This is a genomic window from Lamprocystis purpurea DSM 4197, from assembly GCF_000379525.1.
GTDB lineage: Bacteria > Pseudomonadota > Gammaproteobacteria > Chromatiales > Chromatiaceae > Thiodictyon > Thiodictyon purpureum.
In genome coordinates this window covers 47,032-62,464 of record NZ_KB902386.1, presented here as the reverse complement: position 1 = coordinate 62,464, position 15,433 = coordinate 47,032, and the positions used below count along the sequence as shown (strand labels likewise).

16 protein-coding genes, 1 tRNA gene and 1 pseudogene are annotated in these 15,433 nt (G+C 63.9%); 16 read left to right on the top strand and 2 right to left on the bottom strand.

What is annotated here, in order from left to right:
- Nucleotides 1-295 precede the first annotated feature (295 nt).
- The 14 genes and pseudogenes from ssb to A39O_RS31995 all read left to right on the top strand — a co-directional run bounded on the left by ssb (nucleotide 296) and on the right by A39O_RS31995 (nucleotide 12,981).
- The gene (gene ssb, locus A39O_RS0104725) at nucleotides 296-769 is read left to right on the top strand and encodes a single-stranded DNA-binding protein (protein WP_020503556.1); all 474 of its coding nucleotides are present in this window, start codon (nucleotides 296-298) and stop codon (nucleotides 767-769) included.
- A 368-nt stretch (nucleotides 770-1,137) separates the two neighbouring features.
- Nucleotides 1,138-2,157 (top strand): phage recombination protein Bet, encoded by a 1,020-nt coding sequence (gene bet / locus A39O_RS0104720; protein ID WP_020503555.1) that lies wholly within the window; start codon nucleotides 1,138-1,140, stop codon nucleotides 2,155-2,157.
- Between the two features lie 106 nt (nucleotides 2,158-2,263).
- On the top strand, nucleotides 2,264-3,283 hold the full coding sequence (locus A39O_RS0104715) for a YqaJ viral recombinase family nuclease (protein WP_026199170.1): 1,020 nt from the start codon (nucleotides 2,264-2,266) through the stop codon (nucleotides 3,281-3,283).
- A 142-nt stretch (nucleotides 3,284-3,425) separates the two neighbouring features.
- The gene (locus A39O_RS0104710) at nucleotides 3,426-4,382 is read left to right on the top strand and encodes an AAA family ATPase (protein ID WP_020503553.1); all 957 of its coding nucleotides are present in this window, start codon (nucleotides 3,426-3,428) and stop codon (nucleotides 4,380-4,382) included.
- On the top strand, nucleotides 4,379-4,756 hold the full coding sequence (locus tag A39O_RS0104705) for a hypothetical protein (protein ID WP_020503552.1): 378 nt from the start codon (nucleotides 4,379-4,381) through the stop codon (nucleotides 4,754-4,756). The genes A39O_RS0104710 and A39O_RS0104705 overlap by 4 nt, the downstream gene beginning before the upstream one ends.
- A pseudogene (locus tag A39O_RS32010) lies at nucleotides 4,734-5,942 on the top strand (DUF3150 domain-containing protein). The gene A39O_RS0104705 and the pseudogene A39O_RS32010 overlap by 23 nt, the downstream one beginning before the upstream one ends.
- A gap of 108 nt (nucleotides 5,943-6,050) precedes the next feature.
- Nucleotides 6,051-7,817, top strand: a complete 1,767-nt coding sequence (locus tag A39O_RS0104695; protein ID WP_020503549.1) for a hypothetical protein — start codon at nucleotides 6,051-6,053, stop codon at nucleotides 7,815-7,817.
- Nucleotides 7,818-8,080: 263 nt separating this feature from the next.
- The gene (locus A39O_RS36200; RefSeq protein WP_020503548.1) at nucleotides 8,081-8,695 is read left to right on the top strand and encodes a lasso peptide biosynthesis protein; all 615 of its coding nucleotides are present in this window, start codon (nucleotides 8,081-8,083) and stop codon (nucleotides 8,693-8,695) included.
- 179 nt (nucleotides 8,696-8,874) lie between these two features.
- The gene (locus A39O_RS40340; protein ID WP_157639635.1) at nucleotides 8,875-9,159 is read left to right on the top strand and encodes a hypothetical protein; all 285 of its coding nucleotides are present in this window, start codon (nucleotides 8,875-8,877) and stop codon (nucleotides 9,157-9,159) included.
- Between the two features lie 79 nt (nucleotides 9,160-9,238).
- Nucleotides 9,239-9,481, top strand: coding sequence for a hypothetical protein (locus A39O_RS0104680; protein WP_245561772.1), 243 nt, complete (start codon nucleotides 9,239-9,241; stop codon nucleotides 9,479-9,481).
- A 141-nt stretch (nucleotides 9,482-9,622) separates the two neighbouring features.
- Nucleotides 9,623-10,129 carry a RadC family protein gene (gene radC, locus A39O_RS0104675; protein ID WP_020503545.1) on the top strand — a complete coding sequence of 169 codons (507 nt, stop codon included), beginning with the start codon at nucleotides 9,623-9,625 and terminating at the stop codon, nucleotides 10,127-10,129.
- A 69-nt stretch (nucleotides 10,130-10,198) separates the two neighbouring features.
- On the top strand, nucleotides 10,199-11,233 hold the full coding sequence (locus A39O_RS0104670) for a DUF7146 domain-containing protein (RefSeq protein WP_026199169.1): 1,035 nt from the start codon (nucleotides 10,199-10,201) through the stop codon (nucleotides 11,231-11,233).
- A gap of 336 nt (nucleotides 11,234-11,569) precedes the next feature.
- Complete coding sequence (locus A39O_RS43455; RefSeq protein WP_083924517.1) at nucleotides 11,570-11,998, top strand: helix-turn-helix domain-containing protein; 429 nt, start codon at nucleotides 11,570-11,572, stop codon at nucleotides 11,996-11,998.
- A gap of 11 nt (nucleotides 11,999-12,009) precedes the next feature.
- On the top strand, nucleotides 12,010-12,981 hold the full coding sequence (locus tag A39O_RS31995; RefSeq protein WP_020503543.1) for a tyrosine-type recombinase/integrase: 972 nt from the start codon (nucleotides 12,010-12,012) through the stop codon (nucleotides 12,979-12,981).
- A 40-nt stretch (nucleotides 12,982-13,021) separates the two neighbouring features.
- Here the strand turns inward: A39O_RS31995 and A39O_RS40330 are convergent.
- Nucleotides 13,022-13,115 (bottom strand) — tRNA-Pro (locus A39O_RS40330).
- Nucleotides 13,116-13,200: 85 nt separating this feature from the next.
- Complete coding sequence (locus A39O_RS36195) at nucleotides 13,201-13,647, bottom strand: helix-turn-helix domain-containing protein (RefSeq protein ID WP_020503542.1); 447 nt, start codon at nucleotides 13,645-13,647, stop codon at nucleotides 13,201-13,203.
- Between the two features lie 189 nt (nucleotides 13,648-13,836).
- Here A39O_RS36195 and A39O_RS0104655 point away from each other — a divergent pair, with 189 nt between their 5' ends.
- Nucleotides 13,837-14,046: a hypothetical protein gene (locus A39O_RS0104655; protein WP_020503541.1), complete on the top strand. Its 210-nt coding sequence runs from the start codon at nucleotides 13,837-13,839 to the stop codon at nucleotides 14,044-14,046.
- Between the two features lie 110 nt (nucleotides 14,047-14,156).
- On the top strand, nucleotides 14,157-15,269 hold the full coding sequence (locus A39O_RS40325) for a hypothetical protein (protein ID WP_157639630.1): 1,113 nt from the start codon (nucleotides 14,157-14,159) through the stop codon (nucleotides 15,267-15,269).
- The last annotated feature ends 164 nt before the right edge of the window (nucleotides 15,270-15,433 follow it).

The window sequence follows — 15,433 nt, the reverse complement described above, 5'->3', positions numbered from 1 at the left end:
GCGCCAACGTGCTCGGCACGTAACCGTCGTCCCCAAGATCCCCCCGCTGGTATGAGCCGGCGCCTTCGCCGTGCTCCTGAAACCTGCTTTCCCCTGTCCCTTGCGATCCTCACGCAGCTGCGTGCCCGTGGTCCGCAATGGACAGTCGGATTGTCGTGTCTCCTATGGTGGAGACGCGCATAGCGCCAGCTGAGCGCTTTACAAGAACAGCCAAACCCAATACCCCATCGACCCACCCCACCGGGGCACAGCGCCCCTGCGGGGCGTTGCGCCCCTGTATTCCCAGGAGGGAATCATGTCCAGAGGCGTGAACAAAGTCATCCTGATCGGTCATCTCGGCGCTGAACCGGATGTGCGCTACATGCAGAGTGGCGACGCCGTCGCCAATGTGAGTCTCGCGACCAGTGAATCCTGGAAGGATAAGACGACCGGCGAGACCCAGGAACGCACCGAATGGCATCGCGTGGTGTTCTTCGGCAAGTTGGCCGAGATCGTCAAACAATACCTCCACAAGGGTTCAAAGATCTACGTGGAAGGGCAGTTGCGCACCAAGAAATGGCAGGATAAGGAGGGTCAGGATCGCTATACCACGGAGGTCATCGTCAGCATGCGTGGGACCATGCAAATGCTCGATGGCCGCCCGGCCAGCGAGTCCGAGGCTCAGTCAACGAATAGGGCAGGGACGCAGCAGCGCCCGGCTGCGCGGAACGAGCCGCCCCCGCCAGACCAGGGTGGTGGTATGCCGTTTGATGATGATATCCCGTTCTAGGAATCCGTTTTCATCCAATTCCCCGGGGAGACCTGCTCTCCCACTCGGGGGCGTTTTTCTCCTCGGGTTCATCGAATCGAGGAGACCAGTATCATGATTGATCTATTGATCGCTTTCGGCTGCGGCGTTGCCGCCGCTGTCCTTTGGCGACGGTCGTTTGTCAGTCGCGCCGCGCAGCCGTCCGTGCCGTCGACACGTGCGCCTACCTGCGACTGGGGACCTGAATACGACGTTCCAACCTACCTGCGTCGGCGCAACGCCAGAAGCTAACGTCGGCGCTGCCGGCATTCAAGCCATTACCTGGGGAGCATGTCACTCCCCTGGGGAGTGGTGTGTCTCCCTGGGTCATCAACCCTCGGAGACACACCATGGCAACAACCAAGAAGAACGCATTAGCGGTCGTCCCGTGCACCGGTGCGGTGCCGTGCCGCATCCCGGTGGCCGCCGCTGTCCTGGCGGAGATCGGTCTTGACCCAAGTACCTGGGCGGTGCTCACCGACAGTATTTTCCCATCGGCGGCCACCTCCGAAGGCATCGTCCTGGCGGTCCGCTATTGCCAGGCCCGCGGCTTGGACATCATGAAGCGTCCGGTCCACGTGGTGCCGATGTGGTCGAGCGCGCTGCGACGGTACGTGGAGACGGTCTGGCCGGGTATCGCCGAAGTGCAAATTACGGCGGCGCGGACCGGACTCTGGGCGGGGCTGGATTCGCCGAAGTTTGGTCCGGATCAAACCAAGACCTTTACCGGCTCGGTGAAACGCAATGAGCAATGGGTCGAGGCGCAGGCGACCGTGACCTTTCCGGAGTGGGCCGAAGTCACCGTTTACCGCCTGGTGAACGGGAATCGCTGTCCCTTCTCGGAAATGGTCTTCTGGGAGGAAGCCTATGCACGTCAGGGCAAGTCCCCGATCCCGAATGAGATGTGGCAGAAGCGTCCGCGCGGGCAACTGCTGAAGTGCGCGAAAGCCGCCTCGCTGCGGGCGGCCTTTCCGGAGGAGGCCGGGGAGTACACCGCCGAGGAAATGGCCGGGAAGGTGATCGAGGTGGACTCGGTCCCCATGGCGTCCGTCATCGAGCGCACGCCGGTCACGGCCCAGGCCACGGTACCAACCGTTCAAGAGACTGCGGGGACGGTGTCAGCGCCTGGTGACCAACCGGCGACTGAGACGGTCCCCCGGACCGACCAGGCCAAGACCGCGGCCATTGATGAGGCTGCCCAGGCACAGATCAACAAGCTGGTTGCACGGGCCACCACCACAAAGGCGTGGGGCCAGGCCGAAGAGTACGCGCGGTCGCGCTTCACCGGTGACCATCTGGTCCTGGCCCTCCAAGCGCTGACCACGGCGGCTGCAGTCGCCGTCAAGGAGGCTCAGGCACAGGCCGCCTGAACGGCACGTCAGACCGCCATGGACGGCGGTCGGACACCGACCCACCACGGGGCATCCGCGTCCCCTAGGGGCCTGGTGCCCTACCTGTTGATAGGAGCACCGACTGATGAACGTGATCGATCTACCTCAGCGCACACCCGCATGGTTGGCGTGGCGGGCCGGCGGTGTGTCCGCCTCGGATGTCGCCATCCTGCTTGGCCTGTCGCCCTACAAAACGCCATGGCGTTTATGGGCCGAAAAGACCGGGCTGGTGCGCCTGGAAGCGGAGCTCTCAAGCGACTGGTTCCGCACCAAGGGCACCGGCGGCGAGGATGCCGTGCGCTGGGCGTTCGAGCAACAGCACGACACGCTGTTGTTGCCCCTCTGCGGCGAGTCTGAGGAACAACCGCTGATCCGGGCGTCCTTTGACGGCATCGACGACGACGGCCGCCCGGTCGAGTTGAAGGTGTCGTGCCAGCAGGTCTACACCGAGGTGCTGAATCTCGGGCGGGAGTCGACCGCCTTCAAGCTCTACTACCCGCAGGTCCAGACCCAACTCTATGTGTCCGGCCAGACGCTGGGCTGGTTGGTGTTCTACTACGGACCCGGCGCCATGGTCGAGTTTGCGGTCGAGCGCGATGATGCCTTCATCGCCGAGACGCTCGTGCCGGGGTGTCTGGCGTTCTGGGACCAGATCCAGAACAAGAAGGAACCGCCCAGAGATCCGGAACGGGACCTTTACACACCTAAGGACAAGGACTTGGAAACCTGGACCGTGCGGGCGGCGGAGTACCGCAAGGCGACGGCCGCCAAGGCGGATCTCGACCATCAGGTCAAGACGCTGAAGGCCAGCATGGAGGTCATCGAGGAGGCCCTGGTCGCCATGATGGGCGACTTTTTGCTGGCCGAGACGGCTGGCATCAAAGTCCTACGCTATTCCCAGCGCGGACTGATTGCCTACAAGGACGCCTTGGCCGAGCGGGTCCCTGATCTCGATCCGGCGGTGCTGGAGACCTATCGGGGCGCCCCGTCGGAGCGCGTCAAGGTGACCGTGCTGAAAGAGGAGAAGGCCCAGGTTCCGTTCGACGGAGCCCAGGTCGAAGCCGTCCGCCAGGCAGCGCAGGATGAGCAGGGCTGCTTCTTCTAAGGCAGCAACGGACCCGTGCCACTGACCCGGCACGAACGACCCTGGGCACCGCGTGCCCACACCGACCCCCCGGGGAGACCTGTTCTCCCCCACCGGGAGGCGTGCGTCTCCTCCGGTTCCGCAACCGACCCAGGAGACCACCATGAGTCCCTACCAACGCTTTGATGTCGCGACCACCTTCGGCGTCCAGGCCCGCGCCGGGCTGGAAGTCCTCGGCTTCAGCGACGAGTCCCATCCGCACATCCCGGTGCGCAAGCCCTATGTGTTCCGCAATGCGGTCCTGCGCGACGTGTTGGCCTTTCTGCGCGATCCCGCGGGGGACGGGCTGTTCCTGACCGGCCCCACCGGGTCCGGCAAGACCAGCCTGGTGATGCAGGTCGCCAGCCGGATTTTCTGGCCCGTGCAGTCGGTGACCTGCCACGGTCGCATGGAACTGCACGCCCTGCTCGGCCAGTTCATCCTGGTCCAAGGCGAGACCAAGTTCATCTACGGCCCCCTGGCCGTGGCCGCCCGGGATGGGCACCTGCTGATCTTAAATGAGAGCGACCTGATGGACCCGGCGGAACTGGCGGGCTTGAACGACATCATCGAGGGCCAGCCCCTGGTGATCGCCGAGAACGGTGGGGAGGTGATCCGACCGCATCCGAAGTTCCGGGTGTTCGCCACCGGTAACTCGGTGGGCGCGGGGGACGGCACCGGCCTCTACCAGGGGGTGTTGCGCCAGAACCTCGCGTTCATGGACCGCTTCCGGGTGGTCCAAGTCGACTACCCCGAGCCCGCAATCGAGAAAGCCATCATCCAGACCCAGGTCCCGCGGCTGCCGGACCTGATCGCCGAGAAGATGATCGCTGTGGCCGGTGAGATTCGGCGCTTGTTCGTCGGCACCCGGGAGGGTGGGGCGGAGCTGACAGTCACCATGAGTACGCGGACCCTGGTCCGCTGGGCGGGTCTCTCGTTGACCTTCAAGGGCGCTCCGCAGGTCTTCGCGTACGCCTTGACCCAGGCCCTCACCGCACGGGCGGAACCAGAGCAGCAGGAGGCGATCCACCGGATCGCGGCCGACGTCTTTGGCGACTACTGGGATGGGTCGCAGCCGTGAACGGCAAGACCTACGAGTTGTTCCGTTTCACCCATCCGGATGGATCGGCCAAGGAGTGGGGCTACGCCGAGATGGGCAGCGGTTCCGGGGTTTACGAAGTTCGCTGGGGGAAAGCCGGCCGGCTGGTGCAACACCAGCTTGGTCTAACCTTGGCGACGATCCAGCAGCGTCGCACTGCGAAGATGAAGAAGGGCTATCAGCCCGTTGGGCGGCGCCTGATCAACCCTGCCGGGGAGGTCAGACCGCTGCCGCGCAGTCAACCGCCGGCACCCGAGCGCCCGCCAGCGCCGCAGCCCTCACCGAGGAAACGGAAGAAGCCAACCATCGACATCGCTGCCTTCCTGGGCGGGGATGAAGACGGCTTCTACTTCTAAACCCATCGTCCAAATCCAACCGCCAACCGCGGCGCCGGTGGTCGCCGCCAGGCGGTTGCTTGTGCCCAGTTTGGCAAGGAGACAAACCGTGCAAGACATCCACCGCATCCATCGCATCACGGACCAGATCACGCTGGTGGTGCTGGGCGTGAACATCTGGTCAGGGCGGAAGAAGCTCCGGCCGGAGGACCTGAAGCTCGGGACCGAGATCCCACCGGAGGACCTCGTTTCGTTGGGGTCGAAACGTATCTGCAACCCGGATGCGCTGAAGGAGTTCCACCGGCTGAAGAAGGTCGGTGAACGGGCCTGCCTGCACATCGGAACCCGCTTTCTTGGCGGGTTTGCGGTGCCCAACTGTCATGCCGAGTCCTTGGCGGACAAGCTGGAGACGGTGAAGGCCGCGTTTGATGCGCAGACCCAGACCTTCCTGTCCGAGTACGACCAGGCCTTGGAGGCGTGGATCTCCAGCCTTCCGGCCTGGGAGGCGCCGATCCGGCGGGCGATCGAGCCGGCCACGGTGGTCGGCGGCCGTCTGCGCTTCGGCTTCCAGTTGGTTCAGATTGCCCCGGCCGACACGCCGGGGACCCTGGAGCAGGAGGTCAACGGGCTCGGCGATGGCATTTTCGCCGAGGTCGAACAGATGGCCCGGGAGCTGGATGAAAGCTTCGAGGGCAAGGAGAAGCTCCACCGCCGCGCGCTGGGGACTTTCCGGCGCATCCGGGAGAAATTGGCCTGTCTATAGTTCATCGATCAACGGATTGCACCGGTGGTCGACACGATTGACGACTGGTTCGCCCGGGTGCCGGCGGATGGTCCGATCGAGGGACCAATCTTCAACGAGGGGATGGGCCTCGCGCTCCTGCTGGGCGACTCCCAGCGTATGGCTCGGCATGGCGCCGGGCAACGGGCGATGCAGACCGGCGAGACGGCGTCGGAACACGATGACGAGACCGGCATCGTGACCCTGGACGCGGTGGAAATCGCCGCTGAAACGGCTGCACCGCAGGTCTCTGAGTTGTCCTTTGATGAGGGACTGGACGTGATCTTTGGGGCTGAGTCGGCGACGTCCGACACGCCTCAGACCACGGAGAGGACCGACGACCTGCCGCGGGCGCAGCCTGCGGTTGAGGAGAAGGAAGAAGAAGAGGTACTGGCCGTCGATGACGGCGGCGGCTTCTTCTTCTGACCACGTGGCGGATCGCGCGCTCCGGCGCCCGCTCCGCTGATGACCACCCCAGCGGGGCGCCGACCCCTGCCGGGGGTGGTGCGCCCCATCATTTTTTTGGAGCGCACTATGAACAAGGGCAATCTGCTGCAGGCCCTGCCGATCGTTGCCGCTGCCTATGGGCGGAAATTCGGCGTGAAGGTGCAGGTCGGGGGAACCCAGGCCAGCACGGATGGTACGACCATCCGCCTCCCCGAGATCCGGGACACGCCGGTGGCCACGACGCTGGCGTGGGGCTATCTGACCCATGAGGCCGCCCATGTCCGGTTTACCGACATGGCGGTGTACCGCGTCACCGCGATGACGCATCCGCTCGTGAACACCGTCCTCAACATTCTGGAGGACGTGCGGATCGAGAACGCGATCCTGGGGCCGTACCCCGGCTCCGTAAAGACGCTGGACGCAACGCTGGAATGGCTGGTCCGTGAGGGCAGGACCAAGGCGGCGACGGAGGGTGATAGCCCGGCCAGGGTCTTGACTGCCTTTCTCCTGACCATGCTGCGGTATCGCGTGCGTCGGCAAGCGGTCTTAAAGGACCTCGCCGCGGAATCGGAGCGGGTGCTACGCAAGACCTTCCCGGCCCGCTTCGTCCATCGCCTGCTGGGGCTGCTCGCAGCAGTCCCGGGCCTGGACAGTACGGCGTCCACGGCCGACTTGGCGGAACGCATCGTGGCGCTGGTCGAGCAGGAGGCACCGGAGCCGCCGCCCTCGGCGCCAGCGTCCGACGACGACGGTGCGGGCGAGCAAGCGCCTGACGACGAAGCCGGCGCCGGGGACCCAGCGCGGGGTGATGAGGATGCGGCCGGGGACCAAGCGCCCGGTGACGATGATCCGGCCGGGGACGAGGAGCCCGGTGATGATGATGTGGTAGGGGACCAGGAGCCCGGTGACGATGATGCGGCCGGGGATCAAGCGCCCGGTGACGATGGCGCAGCAGAGGACCAAGAGCCCGGTGGCACCGATGCGGACGGCCGCAGCGCGCTGCGGGCGATCCTCGCGGCTGGTGAGGACGATCTACCCGAGGATCTCTTCGCGGTCGTCGCTGCGGCCCTGAACGCGCAGCGGGTGGGAACCTGCACGCCGCTCCTGCCGTCCGTGGAGGACTACGACGGGGACCCGGCGCTCGGTCAGACCCGTCTCGCTGCGGTGAAAGGGGAGTCCGCGAAACTCGCGGCACGGCTCCAGGGCCTCGTCCAGGCCCACGCGATGGCCAAGATCAGGACGGCACGGCGGGGACGCGCCCTGAGCACCCGACACCTCCACCGGGCGGCGGTCGGGGACGATCGGATCTTCCAGCGCACCGACCAGCGGATCAGCCCCAACACCGCGATCCACGTGTTAATCGACCTGTCCTCATCAATGAATGATGGCGCGGATCGCATCGCCCTGGACGCGGCCATGTCCCTGGCGCTCGCGCTTGAGCCGATCCGCGGGGTGTCCTGTGCCGCCACCGCCTTCCCAGGCGGCAACCGGGACCCCGCCATCGTCACCCGCATCATGCGCCACGGCGATCGCGTGGCCGCCCGGTCTGGGGCCTTCGTGCAACACGCTCGCGGCGGCACGCCGATGACGGGGGCGCTGTGGTATGCCGCGGCGGACCTGTTGGCGCGGCAGGAGGAACGCCGGGTCATTCTGACCCTCACCGATGGCGCCCCGGATGACTGGGGCAGCGCCAGCGCGATGGTGATCCGGGCCGGCGCCGCCGGGATCGAGATGATCGGCGTGGGGATTGCCACCAGCGTCGACCGGCTGTTTCCGGTCGCGGTGCAGATCGCCAGCGTCGCCGAGCTCAAGGGTGAGCTGTTCCGGATTGCGGAGCGGCTGCTCCTGAAGTAACCAACCCACGCCAGGTTCAGGCCGGCAGTCCCGCGTGGACTGTCCGGCCTGGTCCGGGAGGCGTGCCTGCCCTGTGCTTTTGGTGAACGCACCCGTGAGAGCACAACGCATGCATCGCTTCTTCGGTCCTCCATGGTGAGGCCGAGATCACCGCCAGCTGGGCGGAATAGAAGAACAGCTACAACGACGATCGATTCGAAACCCACTTGGGAGCATGACTCCCAAAACGGGGTGGCATGTCTCCCGATCAACCGGAGCAAGACATGACCATCCCCACCGAGACCGCCAGCCGCATCGCCACGGCGGTGCGCACCATCGCCACGACCACCAGCAGCCGCTTGGGGTCAGACTGCATCTGGCACGCCCTGGCGTGCCGCCACTTGCTCGCCCGTGAGGGCATTGATGACGCGCGCCTGGTGGCCGGCTATGCCGCCTGGCGCGTCGATGGCAAGGCGCCCGGCGCCGTGGTGTGTCACCACGTCGACGGCGTGCCCTGCGACCCGGCCAGTGGCGGGCTCGCGTTTCATAGCTGGGTCTCCTGTGGGAGCCAGGTGTTCGACGCGACGACCTACCAACTGCGCGGGAAGATGGCGCTGATGGACACCGCGGACGGTGGCCGGACCCCGGTGCGGTGGTCGCCGCCGTACGTCCTGGTCGAGCGCAAGCAATGCCACTCGTGGCGGTCGGTGCGCGACGGCTTCCGGGCCGGACTGTCCTGTTACGACGCCATCCCGGCGATCACGACCCGGGTCGCCGGTCATCCGGACACCCACTTGGAGGCCGACGCGATCGACCTGCTGGAGCAGGTGTACGCGCGCGTCAAGGACGGTAACCAGCTCGTCCTGATCGGTCCGTGCGGCATCGCCGCGACCGCGTAACGTCAAACCCGTTCGATAACCCCCTCGGGGAGACGACCTCCCTGCGCGGGGAACGTGCGTCTCCCCGCCAGTCCAATGAGGTGAGACGTGAGCAAGAACCACTGCCAGCACGGCTGGCGCCCGAAGGATGCCCCGGACCCGCTCGACGATGGTCAGTCCATGACCGACGGGGCCAAGTCATGATCGTCGCCGCGGACGAAGCGAAAAACATCGGCTGTCCCCTGCGCACGATCAGCCGCCGGATGACCATGGACGAGCTCACCGCGGTCTATCAGCCCGGTCAGCTTGGCAATGGCACTCTTCCCACCGTCTCCACCTTTGCGCCGTGCCTGCATGAGCAATGCATGGCGTGGCGTTGGGAAGACGCGGGAATGGATTCGCGCAAGATGCCGGATAGCTATCGTGCGGATGACGGACCCAGAGGCTATTGCGGCCTCGCCGGGAGGCCTCTCAGCCTGCTCTGAACCACGTTCAATCAACCCCACCGGGGAGGTCGCCGCCCCGATGGGGAACGTGCGTCCCCCCATGTATGCGGAGAGACACATGACACCAACGAACGGGGCCGAGACCATGGAGCGACCCTCGGCCCGCCATTGGCTGCTAATCATGGAGGGCGATCTGGAGCCCTGCGTGATCGGTCCCCTGGACGAGCCCGAGGTGCTCGTCAGGGCGCGGCAGCATCGCGCCAGCGACGCCTCCTTGGAAGACGGCCTTTATGCGATCTGCCTGGATGCCGCGGGGAACCTGCAGGTCGAGGCTTTCGTGTCTGCGGAACTGGAACCGTAGGACGCGCGCCGCTCACCACCGTAAAGCCCGTGAGCCGCCCGCCCAGCGCGGCGCTTCGATCCAACTGACCCCCATGGGGAGACGCGTGCTCCCCGTGGGGGACGGTGCGTCTCCCCGGTTTAACCAACCCCGGAGACCACCATGACCAAACAACTGTCCCTGTTCGCCGACGAACTGGACGACGACGACCGTCGTCCCGCCCTGTCCCGCACCGACCGCATACTGGTGGCGAAAGCCATCCGGTGTTTGGAGGCGGTGTACCGGACCAAGGGGGACTGCCTCACCAGTCCGCAAGCGACGCGCGACTACCTGAAACTGAAGCTCTACGGCCTGTCCTATGAAGTCTTCGTCTGCCTGTTCCTGGACAACCGGCACCGGGTCATCCGCTATGAGGAATTGTTCAAGGGCACCATCGATGGGGCGAGCGTGCACCCCCGCGAGGTGATCCGCCGGGTGATCGAGACCAATGCCGCCGCGGTGATCTTTGCGCACAACCACCCTTCGGGGGTGATTGAGCCAAGTCAGGCGGATCTGCGTATCACGCAACGGCTGAAGGATGCGCTGGCCCTCATCGACGTGCGCGTCCTCGATCATCTGATCGTGGGTGAGGGCGAGGCGAACTCGCTCGCGGAGCGGGGATTGCTTTAACCAGTCCAGGGGTGACATGGGATGCCCGATCGGCATTCCGTGTCGCCGCGTCCGACAATGGAGCGTGAGATGACTCAACGTATTGAGGCGGCGGTTGTCCGTCAACAGGCCCATGGCCACTGGTGCGATATCCTGGGGCGTCTGGCGCCGACCTTGGAACAAGCGCTGGCCCGGTCGGGCCGACATGTACCTTGTCCGATCCATGGCGGACAGGACGGCTTTCGGGTATTCAACGACGTGAATGAACGTGGGGGAGGGATCTGCAACACCTGTGGGTCCTTCAGCGACGGGTTCGCCCTGCTGATGTGGGCGAACCACTGGGGCTTCCGTGAAGCCTTGGAGGCGGTCGCGCACGATCTCCACCTGGACGCCGGGAGTCGTTGGATGCCGACGCCACAACGGCAACCCAGACCGCGCCCCGCCCCGGTGCGACGCCAAGACGATGGCGCCGCCGAAGCCGCGCTGCGGCGGGTCTGGTCCGAGACCCTGGACCCGCAGGACGCCAAGGCCCGGCCGCTCCAGCGCTACCTCCTGCGGCGCGGCATCGACGCGACACCGGACCCCGGTGTCGTTCGGTTCCACCCCGGACTGGGGTACTACGAGGACGGCAGGAGGATCGGCACCTATCCGGCGATCATCGCCCGGGTGTCGAATGCTCAAGGGCAGCCGGTGAGCCTGCACCGGATTTACCTGACCCCGGAGGGGCGCAAGGCCCCGGTGGCGAGTCCCAAGAAGATGATGGTCCCACTGGGGCTGGTCGTCGGTGGCGCCATCCGGCTCTATCCGGCCGGACCCACCCTGGGGATCACCGAGGGCATTGAGACGGCCCTGGTCATCCGGCAGCGCATCGGGATGCCGGTCTGGGCTGGCGTCTCCGCGAAGCTCCTGGAGCGATTCCAGCCGCCGCCGGAGGTGAATTTGTTGGTCATCTGGGCGGACCTGGACCTCTCCGGGACAGGAGAGGATGCCGCCGTGAAATTACACGACCGCTTGATCGATCAGCGTCTGCGCGTCGCGATCCACGTCCCGCGGGGGCCTATCCCCGTGGGCGCGAAGGGCTTGGACTGGGCTGATCTGTGGAGCCTCAAGGGCCTGGCGGCCTAGTTCGGAACGGTTCTGTCTCTTGATAACCCCGACCGGCCTTTGGCTGGCCGGGGATTTCTTTTGTCCAAAGAAGATCTCACACACGGAACAGTAGTACACTTTCTTTTGTGTTATATCTTATCTCTGTAAGTGCTATAGTGGGTTTTGCCTTTATCTTGATCTACCAACCAATAGCGACGGCGGAAGACGCGGAAATCATATCATGCTGATTTATTTGCTTCTATGGAGCTATGAGTCCAGTCGCGACCGGGCGGCTCTCATCGGCTGGATGCTCCGACGCAAGCCGGTGAGGGTCCGTGGCAACCGAGTCGGTATGACGGGAGGCGCGCACATCTGGTGCCCCCCGGCCGGGGTGACAGCGTTGGATCACGAGGGTTTCCTCGCCAGCGTACCAGGTACGATGCCGTGACCGAACCCTTGCTATGGAGCATTGATGAGACCGCGCGCCAGCTCGGAAACATCAGCAGGCGCACCGTGGAGCGCCTGCTGGCAACGGGCAAGCTGAGACCGGTGAAGATTGGGCGACGCCGGATGATCGATCCCGCGAGTGCGCGAGCGCTAGTCACGAACAATGCTTTGGGCGATACTTCGCCCGGGGCGGCGGTGCTGGAGATAACACCATGCCAAAAGCCAGGAAACGCGACCAAGATGGTCTCTTCCAGCGACCGGACTCGCCGTACTGGTGGGCCGCGACGCCCGACGGACTCGGCGGATCGACTCGCCGCAGTACTGGAATTCGGATCGACGCGGACCCGAAGGGATTGAAGGCTGCTGCGATGCGTGCTGGATGGCTCGTCACGCCGCCGCCCGTACCAACGGCCGCGGGTTACACCTTCGACGACCTGTTACTGGCGTACTTGGACCAAGTGACGCCGACCAAGCGCGCTCCGGAGCGGGATCGCTGGAGTGCGAAGGCGCTTTTCCCAGCGTTCAGCGGGAAGACACTTGCCAGCATCGACGGTGCAGAGGTCCGGGCTTACATCGCCAAGAGGACGGCGCAGGGGATCGCGGCGGGTACGCTGAACAAGGAGATTGGGCTCATGTCGGCAGCCTTGAACTGGGTACGGCGCGAGCTGGACTGGGATGTTTCGAACCCCTGGGAGTCGCGTCGGCAGCGGGAACCTGCGGGCCGTGCCCGGTGGTTGACCCCGGAAGAGGCAGCGGTGCTCCTGGCAGAAGCGGAGCGGAGAGTTCAGCGATGGCCTTGGCTGCTGGAGTTTATGCGGCTGGGTCTTTACGCGGGGCTCCGACCGGGGGAAATCCTTGGGCTTGAGTGGAGCCGAGTGGATTTTGACCGGGACCGGATCATTTTTGCGCCGGACGATCAGAAGAATGCAAAGTTTGGGTCGGTGCCCCTGAATCATGAGTCGCGGGAAGCGCTCATGTCGCGAGCACGGTTCAGATCGACGTGGTGCCCTGGGTCTTCGTGGGTATTTGCGAGAAAAGATGGAAGCAGAATCGCCAGCGTAAAGGTTGGATTCGCTTCGTGCGTAAAGTCCGCTGGCTTGGCCGATATTCACCCTCACGATCTACGGAGGACATTCGGTAGTTGGCTCGTACAAGCCGGGGTCGGGATTGATCGGGTGTCAAAACTACTTCGCCACGGAGACGTGGCAATTACGGCTCGGGTTTATGCCCATCTTCGTCCGAGCGATTTGTCCGAGGCCGTTGCGGTACTGGATCGCACCGGGCCAACGGTTTCACGCTCGGGTTTCACGTTTGCTGATTCGTCCTTGAATCGAGACTGATGACTAACCGTAACGTACTGTTCGCAATTAGGAATTTGGTCGGGGTGACAGGATTTGAACCTGCGACTTCTGCCTCCCGAAGACACGCGCCCGCTAAATAGTATTTATTTATCAACATCTTGTGCCGCCACCCCTGGCTAAACGAGGCACGGAAGTGCCAGCAAGTGCTTGATCTGGGCTCTCAGTTGTCACGCTAGTGTCACGCTAGGGCACAGCGTGTCAGGGTGCCACGTGCGCACGCAGTACGAGCAGGATCGCGATGTACCCCTCCTTGGTCAGCGGTTCCGGCGTGGTCAGCGACCGCAAAGCACCCCACTCCACGGAGCGGATGTTCAAGATGTCACACAAGGCGGCGTCGCCAGCGAGTGTCGCGAGTCCCGCGGGCGTCTTGGTATCGGCGAGAAGATGCTCCGTGCCGGTCTCCCGGTTTGCGAGCGTGGCACTGCTGTCGCCTCCGATCAACCAGTGTACGCTGACTCCCAGCGCTTGCGCCAATGCTTTGGCCATTTCGATCGAGGGCGCGCGCTTGCCTCTTTCCATGCCGGAAATATGACTTTGCGGGGTGCCGCAGAGCCGGCCAAGCTCCTTCTGGCTCAAACCAGCGTTCAGCCTCGCAGAGGACAGGCGTTGACCGACTAAGACGGGTGTTTCGGTATCTTCGTTCATACCCTCTAAGGATGGACGAAAACGGCTGTCTGAACATAGCGGAAAGCACGTTTTTTCTATGTGCGTGCTAAAAAAAGCCTGAAAGCGTTTCTATAATATCTATAAAATGTCTATTTCGTGAGCAATAACGCCAATGAACCTGCGATACACCACCCGGCGTGCGAGATCGTCGGTCGCAACGTGCGACGGATGCACGACCTGCGCGCCTGGGTCTGGAACTACCCAGTTCTCGGCAAGAAGGTTGGCCTAGGGCAGGGGACGATCTCCGGGATCGAGTGCGTTGAGCGCTGCCCGTTCGTTCGAGCGGTGTTCCGGCTGGCCGCGGCGTTCAGTGTCGAAACTGAACGGCTCGTGAGGGTCCTGCTGGGGAGGATGACTAGGAGGGGCAAGGCACCATGACAATCGACGCATCCGCCCCGAAGCCGCGGAGTCGGCCGCCCGGGACGCGACCGGGAGGTGCTCCGGACAGTCACCCTCCCGGCGCGGCGCCGCCTGGGCCTGACGCTAACTTGAGTACAGACGCGCACAGTGCGACGGAAGGCAAAAGCCTTGAGGCCCTGCTTGAGCGGATCCAGCGCAACGGAAAGGCCAGGACAACGTCCGCAGTCGACGAAGCGACAACATCCGCTGTAGCAGCCTCAGTAAAGGGGGCGCGGACTGAAGAACGCAAGAAGCGGGTGGGGACAGGGCGTTCGAGCAAGGTATTGGTCGCGGCAGCCAATCACAATCTGGAAACGCTCGTCCATCAACGGGGATTGGAACAAGTCGAACTCTTTCCCTCATCCGAATATCCTACGCCACTGACAAGGCTTCCGCTATTCCCGCCAGTGACGCGCGAGACTGCAATTGAGATGTTCAAACGAGGATGGACGCCCCTGGCTTCACGGTGGGATGGTGAGGGTGTGTTGCGGTCCGGCCCAGCGCTGAATATCTATGATGAGGACACCTTGCTCGGTCTCATGGTACTGCGCTCGCGGCGACTGAAGGGGCTCCCTGATCATCTGCCAGTTCCTCTGCGGTGCCATGATTCAAACGACCGTACGCGGCCGGCAGAGGTCGTGGAAGTCGATACATTGTATTTTAGAATGTCACAGTTGGAGACCGCAATTCGTGGTGAGACCCCAAAGGGTGGTTGGAGTGGACCCGAGTTGGCGCGGCGGCGTCAGAGTCTTGATGATCTCTCTGGACTCAGGCTTCGCTTCGAATTGCCACGTGGTGGTCATGAATACTCGAGAAAAACGATCTCTCTGTTCGATACACCCGGCTTCTCGAAGGAGAAAGACGCCTGCTACTACGTCCAATTCCATCCTCTGGTGTCGCAGTGGCTGGAAAGTTATCGCACGTACATCGACTTGGCCCTTCGAAGGAAATTCTCCGATCTTGGACGGGCAATTCACCGTTTCCTTGCGAGCCAACGCAGTAATCAAATCTATGTCATCGAACTGACAGCAATGTACGATGCAATCGGCGCACAGGAACGGGTGGGGAAACTGAATCATCATGCCCGAGTTCAGCTTGGGATCATGCAAGAGAATGGATTCCTTGAATCTTTCTCGATCACCGGTACAGGGCGTTCCCATCCGTTTGTTCTAGCGGTGACGTTTCCCGCCAAGGCGAGCTAGACGGTCGTCCTGTTCCACTCCTTGCGGCAGCGAGGCTTGCTTTACATGGACCCGGGCGTCGGCGGTGAGCGCCACATCACGCGGCTTCGATCCCTCAAAACACGGTGCTTTGCACCTCGATCAGCGGCGGCACCGCCATGTCAAGGGGTGGAAAGAGATGCCTG

What these genes read in the sequence shown, in the direction of transcription:
- ssb (WP_020503556.1), top strand. Translation starts at nt 296, where the DNA reads ATGTCCAGAGGCGTGAACAAAGTCATCCTGATCGGTCATCTCGGCGCT.
- bet (WP_020503555.1), top strand. Translation starts at nt 1,138, where the DNA reads ATGGCAACAACCAAGAAGAACGCATTAGCGGTCGTCCCGTGCACCGGT.
- A39O_RS0104715 (WP_026199170.1), top strand. Translation starts at nt 2,264, where the DNA reads ATGAACGTGATCGATCTACCTCAGCGCACACCCGCATGGTTGGCGTGG.
- A39O_RS0104710 (WP_020503553.1), top strand. Translation starts at nt 3,426, where the DNA reads ATGAGTCCCTACCAACGCTTTGATGTCGCGACCACCTTCGGCGTCCAG.
- A39O_RS0104695 (WP_020503549.1), top strand. Translation starts at nt 6,051, where the DNA reads ATGAACAAGGGCAATCTGCTGCAGGCCCTGCCGATCGTTGCCGCTGCC.
- A39O_RS36200 (WP_020503548.1), top strand. Translation starts at nt 8,081, where the DNA reads ATGACCATCCCCACCGAGACCGCCAGCCGCATCGCCACGGCGGTGCGC.
- A39O_RS40340 (WP_157639635.1), top strand. Translation starts at nt 8,875, where the DNA reads ATGATCGTCGCCGCGGACGAAGCGAAAAACATCGGCTGTCCCCTGCGC.
- A39O_RS0104680 (WP_245561772.1), top strand. Translation starts at nt 9,239, where the DNA reads ATGACACCAACGAACGGGGCCGAGACCATGGAGCGACCCTCGGCCCGC.
- radC (WP_020503545.1), top strand. Translation starts at nt 9,623, where the DNA reads ATGACCAAACAACTGTCCCTGTTCGCCGACGAACTGGACGACGACGAC.
- A39O_RS0104670 (WP_026199169.1), top strand. Translation starts at nt 10,199, where the DNA reads ATGACTCAACGTATTGAGGCGGCGGTTGTCCGTCAACAGGCCCATGGC.
- A39O_RS31995 (WP_020503543.1), top strand. Translation starts at nt 12,010, where the DNA reads ATGCGTGCTGGATGGCTCGTCACGCCGCCGCCCGTACCAACGGCCGCG.
- A39O_RS36195 (WP_020503542.1), bottom strand. Translation starts at nt 13,647, where the DNA reads ATGAACGAAGATACCGAAACACCCGTCTTAGTCGGTCAACGCCTGTCC.
- A39O_RS0104655 (WP_020503541.1), top strand. Translation starts at nt 13,837, where the DNA reads ATGCACGACCTGCGCGCCTGGGTCTGGAACTACCCAGTTCTCGGCAAG.